The 15362-nt window shown below is 61.1% G+C and carries 15 protein-coding genes; 8 read left to right on the top strand and 7 right to left on the bottom strand.

From position 1 onward, the window contains the following. Nucleotides 1–58 precede the first annotated feature (58 nt). From DMO26_RS02115 to DMO26_RS02090, 6 genes are all read right to left on the bottom strand, one after another. Nucleotides 59–895 (bottom strand): GNAT family N-acetyltransferase, encoded by an 837-nt coding sequence (locus DMO26_RS02115; RefSeq protein ID WP_117190351.1) that lies wholly within the window; start codon nt 893–895, stop codon nt 59–61. Further along, on the bottom strand, nt 892–1638 hold the full coding sequence (locus DMO26_RS02110) for an aspartate/glutamate racemase family protein (protein WP_117190350.1): 747 nt from the start codon (nt 1636–1638) through the stop codon (nt 892–894). Before DMO26_RS02110 ends, DMO26_RS02115 begins: the two co-directional genes overlap by 4 nt. 4 nt (nt 1639–1642) lie before the next feature. Then, complete coding sequence (locus DMO26_RS02105) at nt 1643–2461, bottom strand: ABC transporter permease (RefSeq protein ID WP_117190349.1); 819 nt, start codon at nt 2459–2461, stop codon at nt 1643–1645. A gap of 2 nt (nt 2462–2463) precedes the next feature. Continuing rightward, entirely contained in the window at nt 2464–3375 is a 912-nt protein-coding gene (locus DMO26_RS02100; RefSeq protein ID WP_117190348.1) for an ABC transporter permease, read from the bottom strand. A 183-nt stretch (nt 3376–3558) separates the two neighbouring features. Beyond that, entirely contained in the window at nt 3559–4848 is a 1290-nt protein-coding gene (locus tag DMO26_RS02095) for an ABC transporter substrate-binding protein (protein ID WP_117190347.1), read from the bottom strand. A 36-nt stretch (nt 4849–4884) separates the two neighbouring features. Then, a complete protein-coding gene (locus DMO26_RS02090; RefSeq protein ID WP_117190346.1) occupies nt 4885–5976 on the bottom strand; it encodes an ABC transporter ATP-binding protein in 1092 nt (363 codons plus the stop codon). Nucleotides 5977–6215: 239 nt separating this feature from the next. Here DMO26_RS02090 and DMO26_RS02085 point away from each other — a divergent pair, with 239 nt between their 5' ends. Beyond that, nucleotides 6216–6929: a GntR family transcriptional regulator gene (locus DMO26_RS02085; protein WP_117190345.1), complete on the top strand. Its 714-nt coding sequence runs from the start codon at nt 6216–6218 to the stop codon at nt 6927–6929. 84 nt (nt 6930–7013) lie between these two features. Here DMO26_RS02085 and DMO26_RS02080 read toward each other — a convergent pair whose 3' ends face one another. Further along, nucleotides 7014–7658 (bottom strand): SGNH/GDSL hydrolase family protein, encoded by a 645-nt coding sequence (locus DMO26_RS02080; RefSeq protein WP_226951156.1) that lies wholly within the window; start codon nt 7656–7658, stop codon nt 7014–7016. A 124-nt stretch (nt 7659–7782) separates the two neighbouring features. Between DMO26_RS02080 and DMO26_RS02075 the strand changes: the two genes are divergently transcribed. Genes DMO26_RS02075 through DMO26_RS02045 form a run of 7 tightly spaced genes read left to right on the top strand, consistent with a single transcriptional unit; the run spans nt 7783 to nt 15299 of the window. Then, complete coding sequence (locus DMO26_RS02075; protein WP_117190343.1) at nt 7783–8808, top strand: LacI family DNA-binding transcriptional regulator; 1026 nt, start codon at nt 7783–7785, stop codon at nt 8806–8808. A 20-nt stretch (nt 8809–8828) separates the two neighbouring features. Beyond that, complete coding sequence (locus DMO26_RS02070) at nt 8829–10430, top strand: FAD-dependent oxidoreductase (RefSeq protein ID WP_117190342.1); 1602 nt, start codon at nt 8829–8831, stop codon at nt 10428–10430. Nucleotides 10431–10462: 32 nt separating this feature from the next. Further along, nucleotides 10463–11734, top strand: a complete 1272-nt coding sequence (locus DMO26_RS02065) for an ABC transporter substrate-binding protein (protein WP_117190341.1) — start codon at nt 10463–10465, stop codon at nt 11732–11734. Between the two features lie 12 nt (nt 11735–11746). Then, complete coding sequence (locus DMO26_RS02060) at nt 11747–12679, top strand: carbohydrate ABC transporter permease (protein WP_117190340.1); 933 nt, start codon at nt 11747–11749, stop codon at nt 12677–12679. After that, nucleotides 12669–13511, top strand: coding sequence for a carbohydrate ABC transporter permease (locus DMO26_RS02055; RefSeq protein ID WP_117190339.1), 843 nt, complete (start codon nt 12669–12671; stop codon nt 13509–13511). Before DMO26_RS02060 ends, DMO26_RS02055 begins: the two co-directional genes overlap by 11 nt. 29 nt (nt 13512–13540) lie before the next feature. Beyond that, nucleotides 13541–14593 (top strand): ABC transporter ATP-binding protein, encoded by a 1053-nt coding sequence (locus DMO26_RS02050; protein WP_117190338.1) that lies wholly within the window; start codon nt 13541–13543, stop codon nt 14591–14593. 10 nt (nt 14594–14603) lie between these two features. Continuing rightward, nucleotides 14604–15299: a hypothetical protein gene (locus DMO26_RS02045; RefSeq protein WP_117190337.1), complete on the top strand. Its 696-nt coding sequence runs from the start codon at nt 14604–14606 to the stop codon at nt 15297–15299. Nucleotides 15300–15362 lie beyond the last annotated feature (63 nt).

The raw sequence follows: 15362 nt of genomic DNA, 5'->3' as shown, positions 1-15362 counted from the left end.
GCGTACTCGGGGCAGGGTGCGCTGTCACCGCCGTTATTGTGTGAAAGGAGTTGCGACGTCAGCCGAGTTCCAACGTGGTGATGCCGAAAATACCCTGCATTCGCACCGGAGGAACCGGGCCGCGATACATTCGTGCCGTGACGAAACCTTTCGAGCATCCGTGATCTTGCAGGATGGTGGAAAATTCGGTCTGCAAGGCGGGTACGTCGACGTGCAACGACTCGCCAGCGGTTTCGGCCGCACAGGCCTCAAGCAATGCCCAGGCATCTCTCGCCGTTTCGGCAAGGAGCGGACCGATCTTGTAGCCGTCATGGCATTTGCGGGCGACGGCATACCCGTGCATGACGCCGCCGCGCACGACCGCTCGAACGATCCTCGGCGGTTTCAGCCATTCTTCGAGGAAGGCATCTCGTTCAGCAGGAAAGAAGTCCCGATCGTAGGCGAGGATCATGGAGAATTGGCTAGGACCGGCCGGGAAGACATCCGGATCGGACGCTCCTCCAAATCTGCCGCTCCAGCGGAATGTTTCATAGACGGGTTCGAAACCCATGCCGCGGTAATTGGCCTGCTGCTGAGGCACACCGTCGAGGCCGATGGTCCGGCCTCCAAGATGCGTCATGCCGGCATCCCAGACCTTTCGTCCATAACCCTTGCCGCGAAAATCCGGATGGCTGATATAGAGGCCGATGAAACCGAAGTCGGCGCCGTAGCGCACGGCCGAAATGCCTGCCGCAAATCGTCCGTCAACGAAGCAGCCGATGAAGCCACCCGGATCGGCGGCATAAAGGGCAGGGGTGTCCGCGAGACCCGGATTCCAACCTTCCATACGCGCCCAATCCACCAGCGTTTCGGCCTCGGCGAGCGTGAGTGATCGGATGAGGGGGCTGAATGTCATGAGGCTGCGAGTTTCCGCGGTTCGAAGCTTTCCAGAAGACCCTTGTAAGGTTTCGAGATCGGCGAAGCATAGGCTCCGCGCTTGGCGGTGGAAAGACCGAGTGCGACCAACGCTTCGGCCTGCTTGACTGCGGCGGCGACGCCATCGACGACGGGTACGCCGAATTCGGCGCCAAGTTCGGCCGTCAGGTCCGCCATGCCGGCGCAACCCAGCACGATCGCCTCCGCCTTGTCGTCGCGCAACGCCGTGGCGATCTCGCTGCGCAGCCGGTCGCGGGCATTCGAGTTGGGGTCTTCCAGAGAAAGGACCGGGATATCGGCAGCGCGGACCTTGCATCGGCCGGTCATGCCGTAGCGATGGACAAGATGTTCGAGCGGCAGGCGCGAGCGCTCCATGGTGGTGACGATGGTGAAGCGCTGGGCAATGAAGGCGGTCGAGGCAAGCGCAGCCTCACAGATGCCGACCACAGGTATATTTGCCAGTGCCCGCGCGGCGTCGAGGCCGGTATCGTCGAAACAGGCAATGATCGCCGCCTGCGCGCCGGCCTTTTCGCCCTTGGCGATCTCCAGCAGCAGGCCCGGGACGGCGAAGGCTTCGTCATAATAGCCCTCGATCGAGACTGGCCCCATCGAAGAGGTCACTGCGGTGATTTCGGTGTCCACATTGGCGACGCGCGTTGCGGAATCCGCGATCGTCGCCGTCATGCTGGCGGTGGTGTTCGGATTGACGATGAGAATGTGCATGATGTCACGATTGCTGGCGGCGCCGGTTGAGGCGGACGATGAGGCCGAGCGTGCCGGCGATGACGAGGAAGGAGAAGACCGTCGTCACCGTGCCGAGCGCGTAAAGCACCGGCGTCGTGACATTGGTGGTCATGCCGTAGATTTCGAGCGGCAGCGTGTTGAACGTGCCTGCCGTCATCAGCGTGCGGGCGAATTCGTCATAGGAGAGCGTAAAGCCGAACAGGCCGACCCCCACAAGGCTCGGCGCGATCATCGGCAGCACGACATGGCGGAAGGTCTGCCAGGAGGTGGCGCCGAGATCGCGCGCGGCTTCCTCGTAGGCCGGCGAAAAACGGTTGAAGACGGCGAACATGATCAGCACGCCGAAGGGCAGCGTCCAGGTGAGATGCGCGCCGAAGGCGGACGTATACCATGACGGCTGGAAACCGAGCTGCTGGAAGACCACGCCGATACCGAGCGAGATGATGATCGAAGGCACGACAAGGCTGGCGACGGCGAGATAGAAGAGTGCCGTCGAGCCGATGAAGCGGCGGCGGAAGGCAAGCCCCGCCAGCAGCGAGACGATGACGGTGACGATCATCACCATGATGCCGAGGAACAGAGAACGGCGGAAGGAGCCGCCGAAATCGCCCACGGCCTGGGTCTCAAAAAGATTGGCGAACCAGCGCAGCGACACGCCGTTGAGCGGGAAGGTGAGGCCGCCGTTAGGCCCCTGGAAGGAGAGGATCAGGATCGCCGACAGCGGGCCGTAAAGAAACAGCACGAAGACGGCGAAGAAGAGGGCAAGGATATAGAATTCGCGGCCGCGTTTATCGCCGTGCATCTTCAAAGCTCCTTGCGGATATCGACGATGCGGAGAATGCCCGCGACCATCATGAGAACGAGAACGAGCAGGACTACCGCATTGGCCGCTGCAGCCGGATATTGCAGCAGCGACATCTGGTTCTTCATCATCAGCGCGACGGAGGCGCTCTGGCCGCCGGACATGACCTGCACTGTCGAGAAGTCGGCCATGACGAGCGTCACGACGAAGATCGTGCCAATCGCCATGCCGGGCTTGGCGAGCGGGATGATGACGTTGGTCAGCGTCTGCCAGCTCGTGGCGCCGGCATCGCGGGCGGCTTCCACCAGCGACCTGTCGATGCGCATCAGCGTGTTGAAGATCGGCGTGACCATGAAGAGCGTGTAGAGATGCACCATGGCGAGGACCACGGCGAAATCCGAATAGAGCAGCCATTCGATCGGCTCGGAGATGATGCCGGAACTGATCAGCGTCGAGTTGACGAGACCGTTGCGCCCGAGCACCGGAATCCAGGAGATCATGCGGATGATGTTGGACGTCAGGAAGGGTACGGTGCAGACGAGGAAAAGCACCATCTGCATGGCGGTGGTGCGGATATGGAAGGCGAGGAAATAGGCGACCCAGAAACCGACGAAGAGTGTGATCGCCCAGACGAGGAAGGCAAATTTCAGGGTGTTGAGATAGGTCTTCCAGGTAACCCAGGAGCCCAGGGTTTCCGCGTAGTTCATGGTCAGGAAGTCGGGATACATCTGGGCGAAGTCGTAGTCCCAGAAGCTGACGACGGTGATCATCAGGATCGGCAGCAGCAGGAAGGCGCCGAGGATGAGCGCCAGCGGCGCCGCCTGGAGATAGGAGATCAGCGCCGGCGGCAGTCGGAAGCTTTTCGCGCGGCCGCCTTCGATCTTTTCCGTTTCCGAGGATGTCATCGTCGCCATCGTCCGGCCTCTCCTGTGGGATTTGCCCTCATCCGCCCTGCCACGAATCTCCTTCTCCCCGCAAGCGGGGAGAAGGAGATTCGTGGCAGCCACTCCACCTTTTTCGACGCCTTCCATTCGGGGCATGTCCCCTCTCCCCGCGAGCGGGGAGAGGGTTAGGGTGAGGGGCGGTCGCCGGCTGGATCAGGCCGCGATGAACTCGTTCCAGCGGCGGACCATGTAGCGGTCTTCGTCCATGACCGAGTTCCAGCACGCGACGCGTCCCATGCGTTCGTCGAACGAGCCGCCGTCGCGCACCGCGCCGGCCTTTTCCATGACCTTGCCGTCCGGAGCGACGATGTCGCCCTTGGCCGGCTTGCCTTCGACCCAGAAGCCCCATTCGTCGGCAGACATGTGCTGCTTGGCGGTTTCCATCGCCGCCGAATAGTATCCTTGGCGGTTGAGGTAGGCGCCGACCCAGCCGGAGGTGTACCAGTTGATGTACTCATAGGCCGCATCCAGCTTGGCGCCGGAAAGATGCGCGGCGAAGCCGAGGCCGCCGCCCCACGAACGATAGCCTTCCTTGAGCGGCTGGTATTTGCAGGCGATACCCTTCGAGCGTACTGCGGCGACCGCCGGCGACCACATGGACTGGATGACCACTTCGCCCGACGCCATGAGGTTGACGCTCTCGTCGAAGGATTTCCAGAAGGCGCGGAACTGGCCAGCCTGCTTGGCCTTGATCAGGAAGTCGATCGTCTTGTCGATCTCTTCCTTGGTCATGTTGCCCTTGTCGGCATATTTGATGTTGCCCATGGCTTCCATGATCATCGCGGCATCCATGATGCCGATCGACGGGATGTTGAGGATCGAGGTCTTGCCCTTGAACTTAGGGTCCATGATGTCGGCCCAGGTCGAAATCTCGCGGCCGACCAGGTCCGGGCGGATGCCGAGCGTATCGGCGTTGTAGATGGTCGGCATCATGGTGAACCACTGGGTCTCGCCCTTGGCGAAGGTCTTGGTGCCGGGCTTTTCGACGAAACCGACCGTATGCGGCGCGGTGCCCTGGGCAATGACGCTGTCCGGCTTCAACTTGCCGGTTTTGAACAGCGGCACGACCTTGTCGTAGTACTTGAGTTTCTTGACGTCCATCGGCTGGATGACGCCGGCCGGATAGACCTTCTTGAGGATCCAGTATTCGATATCGGCGATGTCGTAGGAATTCGGCTGTGTCACCGCACGCTGGGCGGCAGCGTCGGAATCGGTCGCGGTCATTTCGAGCGTGATGCCGAGATCGGCCTTGCACTTCTCGGCGATCGCATTGAGGTTCGAAACACCCGTGCCGAACTGGCGCAGCGTGATCGGATTCTGCGCCCAGATGGTCGGGAAGCCGGTGATGGCGCCCGAACCGGCGGCTAGACCGGCCGCCGCTGACGCCGTCTTCAGAAGCGTGCGGCGCGAAATGCCGTTGGTGGGTTTCTTGGTCTCAGTCATTGCCTGTTCTCCTCTGGTTGAGTTTTTGTGTTTGCATCAGTTCCTGAGACGACCGAGAACGATTGCGTCCTCGCGGTTCCAGGACAGGGGAATCGCTTCTCCGGCTTTCACGGGATTGGCGAAAAATTCGGTATCGCTGAGGATGGCGGTGAAGTCCTCGACGCCGGCGCCGCTGACCGAGAGCTTCACGGAGGAGCCGCGATATTCGATGTTGGTGACCGAACCGGTGAAGCCGAGGCCTTTTTCCGAGGGTTCGCCGATACGCACGTGGTCGGTCCGGACGGCGATGTCGGCCGTATCCGTCAGGCCGGCAGCATCCCCGCCTGTGGCGAGAAATTCTCCGCCTGCAGGAACCGAAAGCATCAACTCATCGGCCTCGCTTCTGGTGATCCGCCCGGAGATGACATTGTGATCCCCCATGAAACGCGCGACGAAGGCGGTGGCCGGTTTTTCGAACACGACGCGGGGATGGGCCGCCTGTTCGATGCGCCCATCATTCATGACGACGATCAGGTCGGCAAGCGCCATCGCCTCTTCCTGGCTGTGCGTCACATGCACGAAAGTGATGCCGAGCGAGGTCTGCAGCTTCTTGAGCTCGGCGCGCATGCGGATCTTCAGGAAGGGATCGAGCGCCGAAAGCGGTTCGTCGAGAAGCAAGGCTTCCGGATCAGTGATCAGCGCGCGGGCCAGCGCCACGCGCTGCTGCTGGCCGCCGGAAAGCTGGGCCGGCCGCCTCGTCGCATAGGCTTCAAGCTGCATCAGCCGCAGCATGTCGAGCGCCTTGGCGCGCCGTTCGTCCTTTTCGACACCCTTCATCTTGAGACTGAAGGCGACGTTGTCGACGAGGTCGAGATGCGGAAAGAGGGCGTAGGACTGGAACATCATCGCGGTGCCGCGCTTTGCCGGGGGCAGATCGGTGACGACGGTATTGCCAAGACGGACGTCGCCTGAGGAAATGCTCTCGTGACCGGCGATCATGCGAAGCGTCGATGTCTTGCCGCAGCCGGATGGGCCAAGCAGGCAGCAATAGGTTCCGGCGGGTATCTTCAGGCTGATGGCATGAACGGCAGTCGTCGTACCGTAGATCTTCGAGACGGATACGATGTCGATTTCGGCGGCTTTGCTCATCCGGCGCTCCCTTGCGTCGGACATTGCAATGCATCAACCATGCCAGTTGTATTAAGTTATTCGAAAGACTTGCTTTTGCTTCATAGTGCAGAGCATCGTTCTCGAGTTCGCCTAAAAATGAAGCGATCGTTTGCGATCCTTTGGTCAAATCGTATGCAATCTGGAAGCATGATCAAAAACAATCCGCTTGGCATTTTGTAATCGCACGGAGTACAAAGATCGAGTATTCGGATCAGGCCATGAACATCAGCGAAAAAATCACATTCACCGATGCGTCACCCGACGACCGTTCGCTGGCGATCCGCGAGGCATTGCGCAATGCGATCATCGACCGGCGGCTGGCGCCGGGCACCAAGCTTTCGGAAAGCGAAGTCGGCTCGTTGTTCGACGTCAGCCGCACCGTAGCGCGGGCCGCATTGCAGATGCTGACTTTCGAGGGCCTGGTGAAGACCGAGCGCAACCGGGGTGCCTTCGTATCCAATCCATCGCCGGAAGAGGCGAAGCAGATCTTTGCATCGCGCCGACTGATCGAGCCTGGCATTGTTGCCGCGGCGGTCGAACGCATCATGCCGGCCGAAATCGAGCAGTTCCGGCGTCAGCTGGATGAAGAGGCGCGCTATATGAACGAGCGCGGCCCTGCGGCCCGGCGCGGGGAAATCAAGGCTTCCGGCGATTTCCACCTGATGCTGGCCTCGGTGGCAGGCAATGTCATCCTGCAGAAGTTTATGGACGAGCTGGTCGCGCGCTCGTCGCTGGTGATCGCGCTCTATGGCCGTTCCGGCGTGTCGAGCTGCGGCCACTCGGAACATTCGGCCATTCTGGATGCTCTGGAAAAAGCCGACGGCGCGCGCGCCGCAGCGCTCATGGTCCATCACATCGATCATATCGAGGCCGATCTGGACTTGCAGCTCAAGCAGGGTCTGGGGCTCAGAGACGCCTTGGAGATGCCTTGAAGCGGGCCTTGAGGCGTTTCGCCGCAAACCCAGGCACGATCGCCGCCATTCCACCAGTTAACCTCGTTGATTGCGGACACGGCCTCAGCGCAGTTCCGCCTCATGAAAAGCCTCGAAGATCACGCGGTGCCCCGCATCGTTCGGATGGGTGATATCCGATGAGGCAAGCGCGCCGTCACCACGAGCCAGCATCCGTCCGTAGACCGGGGCGTGGAAAACCGAAAAACGCTCGGCCAACATGTGCACCGCATCGACATAGGCCTCGAAGCCATTCCTAGTCTGGCCGGTGAAGCCGGCGCTGCCAACCGAAAACCCGGCATCCGAAATATAAGGTGGGCCGCCGATCGCGATCCTTTCGGCGTGGCCGGCTTCGATCAGCTTTTCCAGCATCCTCGCGTAATCACGGATAAAATTCCGAACGTTCATCGTTTCCGGTGCCGCCGTATAACGGGCGTCGTTGTAGCCGTAGAGGATCAGGATTGCGTCGCGGTGCGGAGCGTCGAGCAGTGTTGCGGCGAAGCGACTGATGCCGTTTTCCGGCTGTGGCTTTCCATCGGCCAGGCGTGAATTCTGCAGCACGGTACCGGGGATGGCGTGATTGCGGATCGGGAAGCCATCCACCTCGGCTGCGAACAGGGCCGGCCAGGCAAGGTGCGGCCGGCTGGCATTGAAGCCGGCAGTGATGCTGTCGCCGAACACGCGGATACCGGAAATTCCGAGCGATTTCAAATGTTCTCCAAACCTCACCGATCTTCCATCATTTTCTCACTTGACAGCAGGCTGCCTGATCTTGTTTATACGTATTAGCTGCTAATACGCATTAGCAGTCAAGAGGAGATTGGGAGGATGATGCGTGGCGGGCACTAAGCGCTTGACCCAGCACGATATTGCGAAACTGGCTGGTGTGAGCCAGGCGACCGTTTCGCTCGTCCTCAATGGTGCTCCGACGGCCTTGGCGCGTATACCGCAGGAAACCCGTGAGCGTGTCCAGCACGTCATCCGCTCCACCGGCTACGTGGCCGATCCGATTGCCCGACGCATGGCCAAGGGCCTCAATCGTATCCTCGGCGTCTTCACCTATGAGCCGGCGTTTCCGAGCGAGCAGGCGGACTTTTTTACGCCTTTCCTGCTCGGCATCGAGGAAGAGGCGCAGGCGCAGAATTACGACCTTCTGCTTTTGACAGGTGCCGGCGTCGGCCGTGAGCGCAAGATTTTTGCCGACGGCAACCGGCTGCGGATTGCCGATGGCTGCCTGGTGCTTGGCCGCGAATTCGACCGGGCGGAACTGAAGCGGCTGGTTTCGGGCGATTATCCGTTCGTGGCGATCGGTCGACGTGAGGACGCTGGCGGACCCGTTCCTTATGTCGGCGGCGATTACACGAACGGCACGCGGGCGCTGGTCGAAAAGGCGAGGGCGCTCGGGCACGAGAAACTTGCCTATGTCGGCCCGAGCGGCTCGGCGGAATCGGTCGTCGACCGCTGGCGCGGCTTTGCCGAGGCGATAACCGAAGGTGTCGAACTGGTCCTGCATGTGGACGAGGTTGGTCGACCTGCTGGTGAAACGCTTGATGCGATCGTCGCAAGCGGTGCGACCGCGGTCTTCTTCGTCGAACTGGCTGATGCGGTGCGTGTCGAGGCGGCGGCGAGGGCGAGAGGGCTTTCCGTGCCTGAGGACTTTTCAGCTATCGTGCTCGGCAGCCATGTGCGTGCAGAACGCAGCCATATGCAGTTTACCGCCTTCGACATTCCCCGCGAGGAAATGGGGCGACAGGCGACGGCGATGCTGGTGCGTCGCATCGAGAGTGCGGCCCCGATCGAACAAATTCTTCTGACTTGTGAACCGGTCGAGGGGCAAACCCTCGCGAACAAACGGACGTGATTGAAATGCCTGCAAAAGAGATGCGAGCGGATATTCTGGTGGTCGGCGGTGGCCTCGGCGGCGTAGCGGCGGCGCTCGGGGCAGCCCGCGCCGGCAGAAGCGTCATCATGACCGAGGAATTCGACTGGATCGGCGGTCAGTCGACCAGCCAGGCGGTGCCTTCCGACGAGCATACCTGGGTCGAGCAGTTCGGCATCACGCGTTCCTATCGTAAGCTGCGCAACGGCATCCGCCAGTATTACCGCGACAACTATCCGCTGACCGAAGGCGCACGCGCCTGGGGCGATCTCAATCCGGGCGGCGGCTGGGTGAGCCGCATCTGCGCCGAGCCGCGCGTCAGCCTGGCGGTCATGGAAGCGATGCTGATGCCTTATCGCGGCGCCGGTCGCCTTACGGTGCTGCAGCCCTACCGGCCGGTCACGGCGGATGCGGATGGTGACATGGTCCGCTCCATCACCGTCCGCCATCGCGATGCGGGCCGGGAGATCGTGATTTTCGCCGACTACATCCTCGATGCGACCGAACTCGGCGATCTCCTGCCGATGACCGGCACCGAATATGTGAAGGGTTTCGAGGCGCAGTCGGATACCGGCGAGCCGAGCGCGCCGTTCGTCCCCCAGCCGGACAATGTCCAGGCCGTTTCCGTCTGCTTCGCGGTCGATTGCGTCGACGGCGACCAGACGATCGACAAGCCGGAAAACTACGATTATTGGCGCAAATATCAGCCGCATTTCTGGGGCGGTCCGCTTCTCGGCTTCACCGCGCCGCATCCGCGCACGCTGGAATTCACCACCCGCTCCTTCACGCCGAATGTCGGCGACAATCCGTTGCTGGTCGATGCCGATCAGCGGAAGGGCGGCGGTGACGAAAACTTGTGGCTCTTCCGCCGTATCGCGGCTCGTGACAATTTCCAGGCAGGTTTCTACCAGTCCGACATCTGCTTCGTGAACTGGCCGATGATCGACTACATGGACGGCACGATCATCGACGTGTCGGAAGAGGAAAAGGCTCGCCACCTGAAGGGCGCCGCCGACCTTTCCTATTCGGTCTTCTATTGGCTGCAGACGGAAGCGCCGCGCGTCGATGGCGGGCAGGGCTATCGCGGTCTTCGCCTGCGCGGCGATATCACCGGCACCGAACATGGCCTTGCGATGGCGCCCTATATCCGCGAAAGCCGCCGCCTCAAACCAGTCACCCGCATCGTCGAGCAGGACCTCTCCTACTCGGTGCGCGGAGACAAAGGTGCAGTGAAATATCGCGACAGCGTCGGCATAGGCATGTACCGCATCGACCTGCACCCCTCGACCGGCGGCGACAACTACATCGACGTGCCGTCCTGCCCGTTCGAAATCCCGCTTGGGAGCCTGCTGCCGCAGCGGATGAAGAACCTCATCGCCGCCGGCAAGAATATCGGCACGACCCACATCACCAATGGCTGCTACCGCCTGCATCCGGTCGAATGGAATGTCGGCGAGGCTGCCGGCATGCTCGCGGCCTATTGCCTGGAGAAGGGTCTGAAGCCCCATCAGGTGCAGGCCGACGACAATCAACTTCGGGACTTCCAGCGAGAACTGACCCGCGAAGGCATTGAAATCCGCTGGCCGGATATCTCGGCATACTGATCAGTAAACCAATCTTTGGAGGAGGAACGGGAATGAATTATCACAGCAAACTGAAATCGGCGGTGGCGGCCTTGGCGATCGCCATACCGTTTGGCTTTGCGGGCGTTGCCAACGCTCAGGACACTGTCAACCTGCGCATGACGATCTGGAGCGCCAACGAGGCGCATCTGAAGTTGTTCAACGAGATCGCCACGGGCTTTTCGAAGGACCATCCGAACGTCAAACTGAGCTATGAGTCTCTGCCGTTCGACACCTATACGACCGCGCTCACCACCCAGATCGCCGGCGGCAATGCGCCGGACATGGCCTGGATTTTCGAGACGGCCGCCTATGACTTCGTCAATTCCGGTGCGCTTTATCCTCTGACCGACACATTGAAGGCGACCAAGGGCTACAATGCCGAAGAGCTGAGCGCTACGGCCGCCGAGCGCTGGACCAAGGACGGCAAGCTTTACGCCTATCCGTTCTCCACCTCGCCCTTCGCGATGTTCGTCAACAACGACGTCATCAAGGCCGCCGGTGCGAAAACCCCGGCCGAGTTGATCGCCGCCGGTCAGTGGAACTGGGACAATGCCATCGCCACTGCCTCGGCCGTGGGCCAGACGGGCAAGGGTGGCCTGATCGTCCGCGACTTCAATTACCAGATCTGGCAGAACCTCGCCTCGGTCTGGAACGGTTGGGGCGCCTCGCCCTGGAGCGCGGACGGCAAGACCTGCACCATGACCGAAAAGCCGATGGTCGACGCGCTGACCTTCATTCATGATGCGATATTCAAGAAGAAGGCGATCCCGGGTCCGGGCGAAAACGTCGATTTCTTTGCCGGCAATGCGGCGATGACCATCACCCAGATCAGCCGCGCCTCGCTTCTGCCAAAGGACAAACCCTTCGCTTGGGATCTGGTGCCGTTGCCGAAGGGGCCAGCGGGCGACTATGCTCTGATCGGCCAGGCGGGCATCGGCGTCATGCAGGCAGGCAAGAACGCGAAGACGGCCGCCGAATTCGTCGCCTACATGACGAACCCGGAAAACTCGGCCAAGCTCAGCCAGTTCTTCCCCTCGGCCCGCAAGTCGCTGCTGAACGCCGAAGTGCTGAAGAAGACCAATCCGCTCTTGAGCCAGGAGCAGATCGACAAGGTCGTGATCGGTGGTATCGCAACCGGCAAGGTCATTCCCGGCCACACGGGCTTTGCGCAGATCCAGCAGGCGGTACGCTCCGGCCTCGACGCCGTCTGGCGTCCGGATGCGGATATTGCCGGCACGCTCCAGAAGATCTGCGGCCAGATCGGTCCGCTCCTGAAGCGCTAAGAGGATAAACGGATGGCTGTCGTGCAGGATCACGCAACCCGGGAAGGCTGCTCCTCATCGCCCTTCTGGACGATTGCCCGGCGCGACAGCCTCGCCGGTTTTCTCTTCATAGCCCCGCAGCTGATCGGCATCGTGATCTTCGTTCTGATCCCGCTCGGGCTCGTCTTCTGGTATTCGCTGCACGAGTGGAACGTGCTCGCCAATACCTTCACCTATACCGGCGCGCGAAACTATCAGATGCTGATCGAGGATACGAACCTCCTCGAAGTGCTCGGCGCGACCGGCATCTTTTCCGCCGGGCTTGTCGTCTTCAATCTGTCGCTGGCGCTGTTGCTTGCGGTGCTGCTCAACCAGAAGCTCGCCGGCATCACCATCTTCCGCACGCTGTTTTTCTCGCCGGTCGTGGTGTCGCTGGTCGCCTGGACGATCGTCTGGGGATTTCTCCTGCAGAAGAACGGCGGCATCAACGGCATGCTGCAGGTCTTCGGCATTGAGGGGCCGAATTGGCTGCGGGAGGAAACGACCGCGATGATTTCGGTCATCGTCGTGCAGGTCTTCAAGAATGTCGGCCTCAACATGATCCTGTTCCTGGCGGCTCTCCAGGGCGTGCCGAACGAGCTTTACGAGGCAGCCCGCATCGATGGCGCCCCGCGCTTCAAGCAGTTCCGCCGCATCACCCTGCCGCTGATCAGCCCGACCATCCTCTTGACCTCGATCATCACCATCGTCGGTTCGCTGCAGGTCTTCGCGCAGATCGCCGTCTTGACCCAGGGCGGGCCTGGCATGTCGACGACCGTGCTGGTCTATTACCTCTACCAGCAGGCTTTTCAGTTCCATCTGTTCGGCTACGGCTCGACTCTGTCGATCCTGCTTTTCGTGATCGTCGCCGTGCTGACTTTCGCCCAGTGGCAGATGCGCAAGAGGATCGTCTTTTATGAAAGCTGAACTCTCCCCGCGCACGAAAACCGCGCTTTACGGGCTGATGTGCGTCCTGCTCATCCCCTTCGTTTTCCCGACCTGGTGGATGGTGACGTCCTCGGTGAAGCCGATCAGTGACATCTTCGCCTTTCCGCCGCAGCTCATCCCGCGGAGCTACGATTGGACGACCTATTCCAAGGTCTTCGAGCTGCAGCCCTTCGTGCAGCAATACTGGAACTCGGCCTATATCGGAGCGGTCGTCACGATTGGCACGATGATCGTGTCCTCCATGGCCGGTTACGCCTTCGCGCGGATCAAGTTTCCCTTCGCCAATACGATCTTCATGATCGTACTGCTCGGGCTGCTGATCCCCTCGGAAGTGACGATCGTACCGCTCTTCCAGATGTTTTTGAAGGCCGGCATGGTGAACACGCACTGGCCTCTGATCTTGGTGCCGATCTTCGGCGCACCGAGCGTCTTTGCGACCTTTGTGATGCGGCAGTTCTTCGTGACGCTGCCAAGCGAACTGGAAGAGGCGGCGCGCGTTGATGGCCTCGGCCGCTTCAAGATTTTTTGCAAGATCGCGCTGCCGCTGGCAAAGCCGGCGCTGGCATCGGTGGCGATCTTCACCTTCCTGCATTCGTGGAACCTGTTCCTGGAGCCGATCGTGTTCTTGTCGAGCGCGGAAAAATTCACGCTGCCGCAGGCGCTGACCCAATATACCGACGCCTATGGCGGGCCGATGTGGAACATCCAGCTCGCCGCGGCGACACTGACGGCACTGCCTGTCCTCATCGTCTTCATCATCGCGCAGAAGCAATTCGTCGAAGGGCTCGCGCATACCGGCCTAAAAGGTTGACCCTTGGGGCTAAAGAACCGGATTACCTCATGGCTGAAGTTACCCTTTCCAATGTCCGCAAGAGTTATGGCGCCGTCGACATCATCCATGGAGTCGATCTTGGCATAAACGACGGCGAATTCGTCGTGCTGGTCGGGCCGTCCGGCTGCGGCAAGTCCACGCTGCTTCGGATGATCGCCGGACTGGAGACGATCACCGGCGGTGATATCAAAATCGGCGGGCGTGTGGTCAACGACCTCGACCCCAAGGATCGTGACATCGCCATGGTCTTCCAGAACTATGCGCTCTATCCGCATATGACCGTCGCCACCAATATGGGGTTCTCGCTGGAGCATCGCGGCACCGGCAAGACGGAAATCGCCGAACGGGTGAAATGGGCGGCGGACATTCTCGGCCTGTCGCACCTGCTCGACCGGTATCCGCGCCAGCTCTCCGGCGGCCAGCGCCAGCGCGTCGCCATGGGACGCGCCATCGTCCGCAACCCGCAGGTCTTCCTGTTCGACGAACCGCTCTCCAACCTCGATGCCAAGCTGCGCGTCGTGATGCGCGGCGAGATCAAAAGCCTGCATCAGAAGCTCAAGACAACGACCATCTACGTCACTCATGATCAGGTCGAGGCGATGACGATGGCTGACAAGATCGTCGTGCTGAATGGCGGCCGGGTGGAACAGATCGGGGCCCCGCTCGACCTCTACGACCGCCCAGCCAACCAGTTCGTGGCAGGTTTCATCGGCTCGCCGGCGATGAACTTTTTGATCGGCACAATCACTGCTGAAGGGTTTGTCGCGCCGGGCATCACGCTGCCGCTGTCGGCAGCGGCGGGCGAGTTCTACGGCCGGAAAGCGGTCTATGGCATCCGGCCGGAGCATTTCGCGCTCGACGACAATGGCGTGCCCGCCGAAATCATCCTCGTAGAGCCGATGGGTTCGGAAACACAGGTAACGATGAAGCTCGGCCAAACGCAGGTCACCGGCGTCTTCCGCGAGCGCGTGTCTCTATCGCCGGGCGCGATGATCCGCGTCCGTCCGGAGCTTGCCAATATCCACCTCTTCGCGGCCGATGGCGGCCAGCGTCTGAACTGAGATTTCTTTCATGTCCATCTATCCCGAAACCAGGCTCACCAAAGCGTTGCGCAGCGGCGAATTCCCGGTCATCGTTTCGCTCGCCCGGCACGATCTTGACCTCGCCAAGGCGGCGATCGCGGCAGGCGCGTTCGCCATCAAGGTCCATCTCAACGCCTATCACCGTGCTACCGGCACGACTTTCGGCAGCTTTTCCGAGGAGCGGCCGTTCTATGAGAAGCTTGCAACCTTGGGTGTGCCGTTGCTCGTGATGACCGGGCAGGAAAGGGTGCCGTCTCCGGACGAGATGGATGCGCTGGCAGACCTCGGCTTCGAGGGTTTCAATATCTATTTCAGCGATATGCAGCCGCATCTTCTGCAATCCAGGCTGCGGCCCATGCCGGCACTCGGCGAAAGGAGTACCGATCAGGACCTAAAAAAGATTCTCGACATTCCGGGCGCGATGATGGAGGCCTCCGTCGCATCATTCGCCGATTACGGCAAGCCGCTCGACGAGAGCGACCTCGCCCGCTATAGAGAAATTACCGGGAAGGCCGGCATCCCCGTCATCGCGCCGAGCCAGAAGCGGTTCACGCCGGAGGACATGCCCAGGCTGAAGGCGGCCGGCATCGCCGCGCCGCTGCTCGGCGTGATCGTTACCGGCACGACATCGGACAGCATGGAAGCCGCGGTCAGGCCGATCGTCGAAAGAGCCAGATTGTCCTGATCCATCGCCATCAGTCGTGAGACCCGCACGGACAGGCCGCATCACTCGTCCTGATCCGTGCCG

This window comes from Rhizobium terrae, from assembly GCF_003425685.1.
Classification (GTDB): domain Bacteria; phylum Pseudomonadota; class Alphaproteobacteria; order Rhizobiales; family Rhizobiaceae; genus Neorhizobium; species Neorhizobium terrae.
The sequence above is the reverse complement of the archived record's forward strand: the minus strand, read 5'-3'. Positions and strand labels throughout refer to the sequence as shown.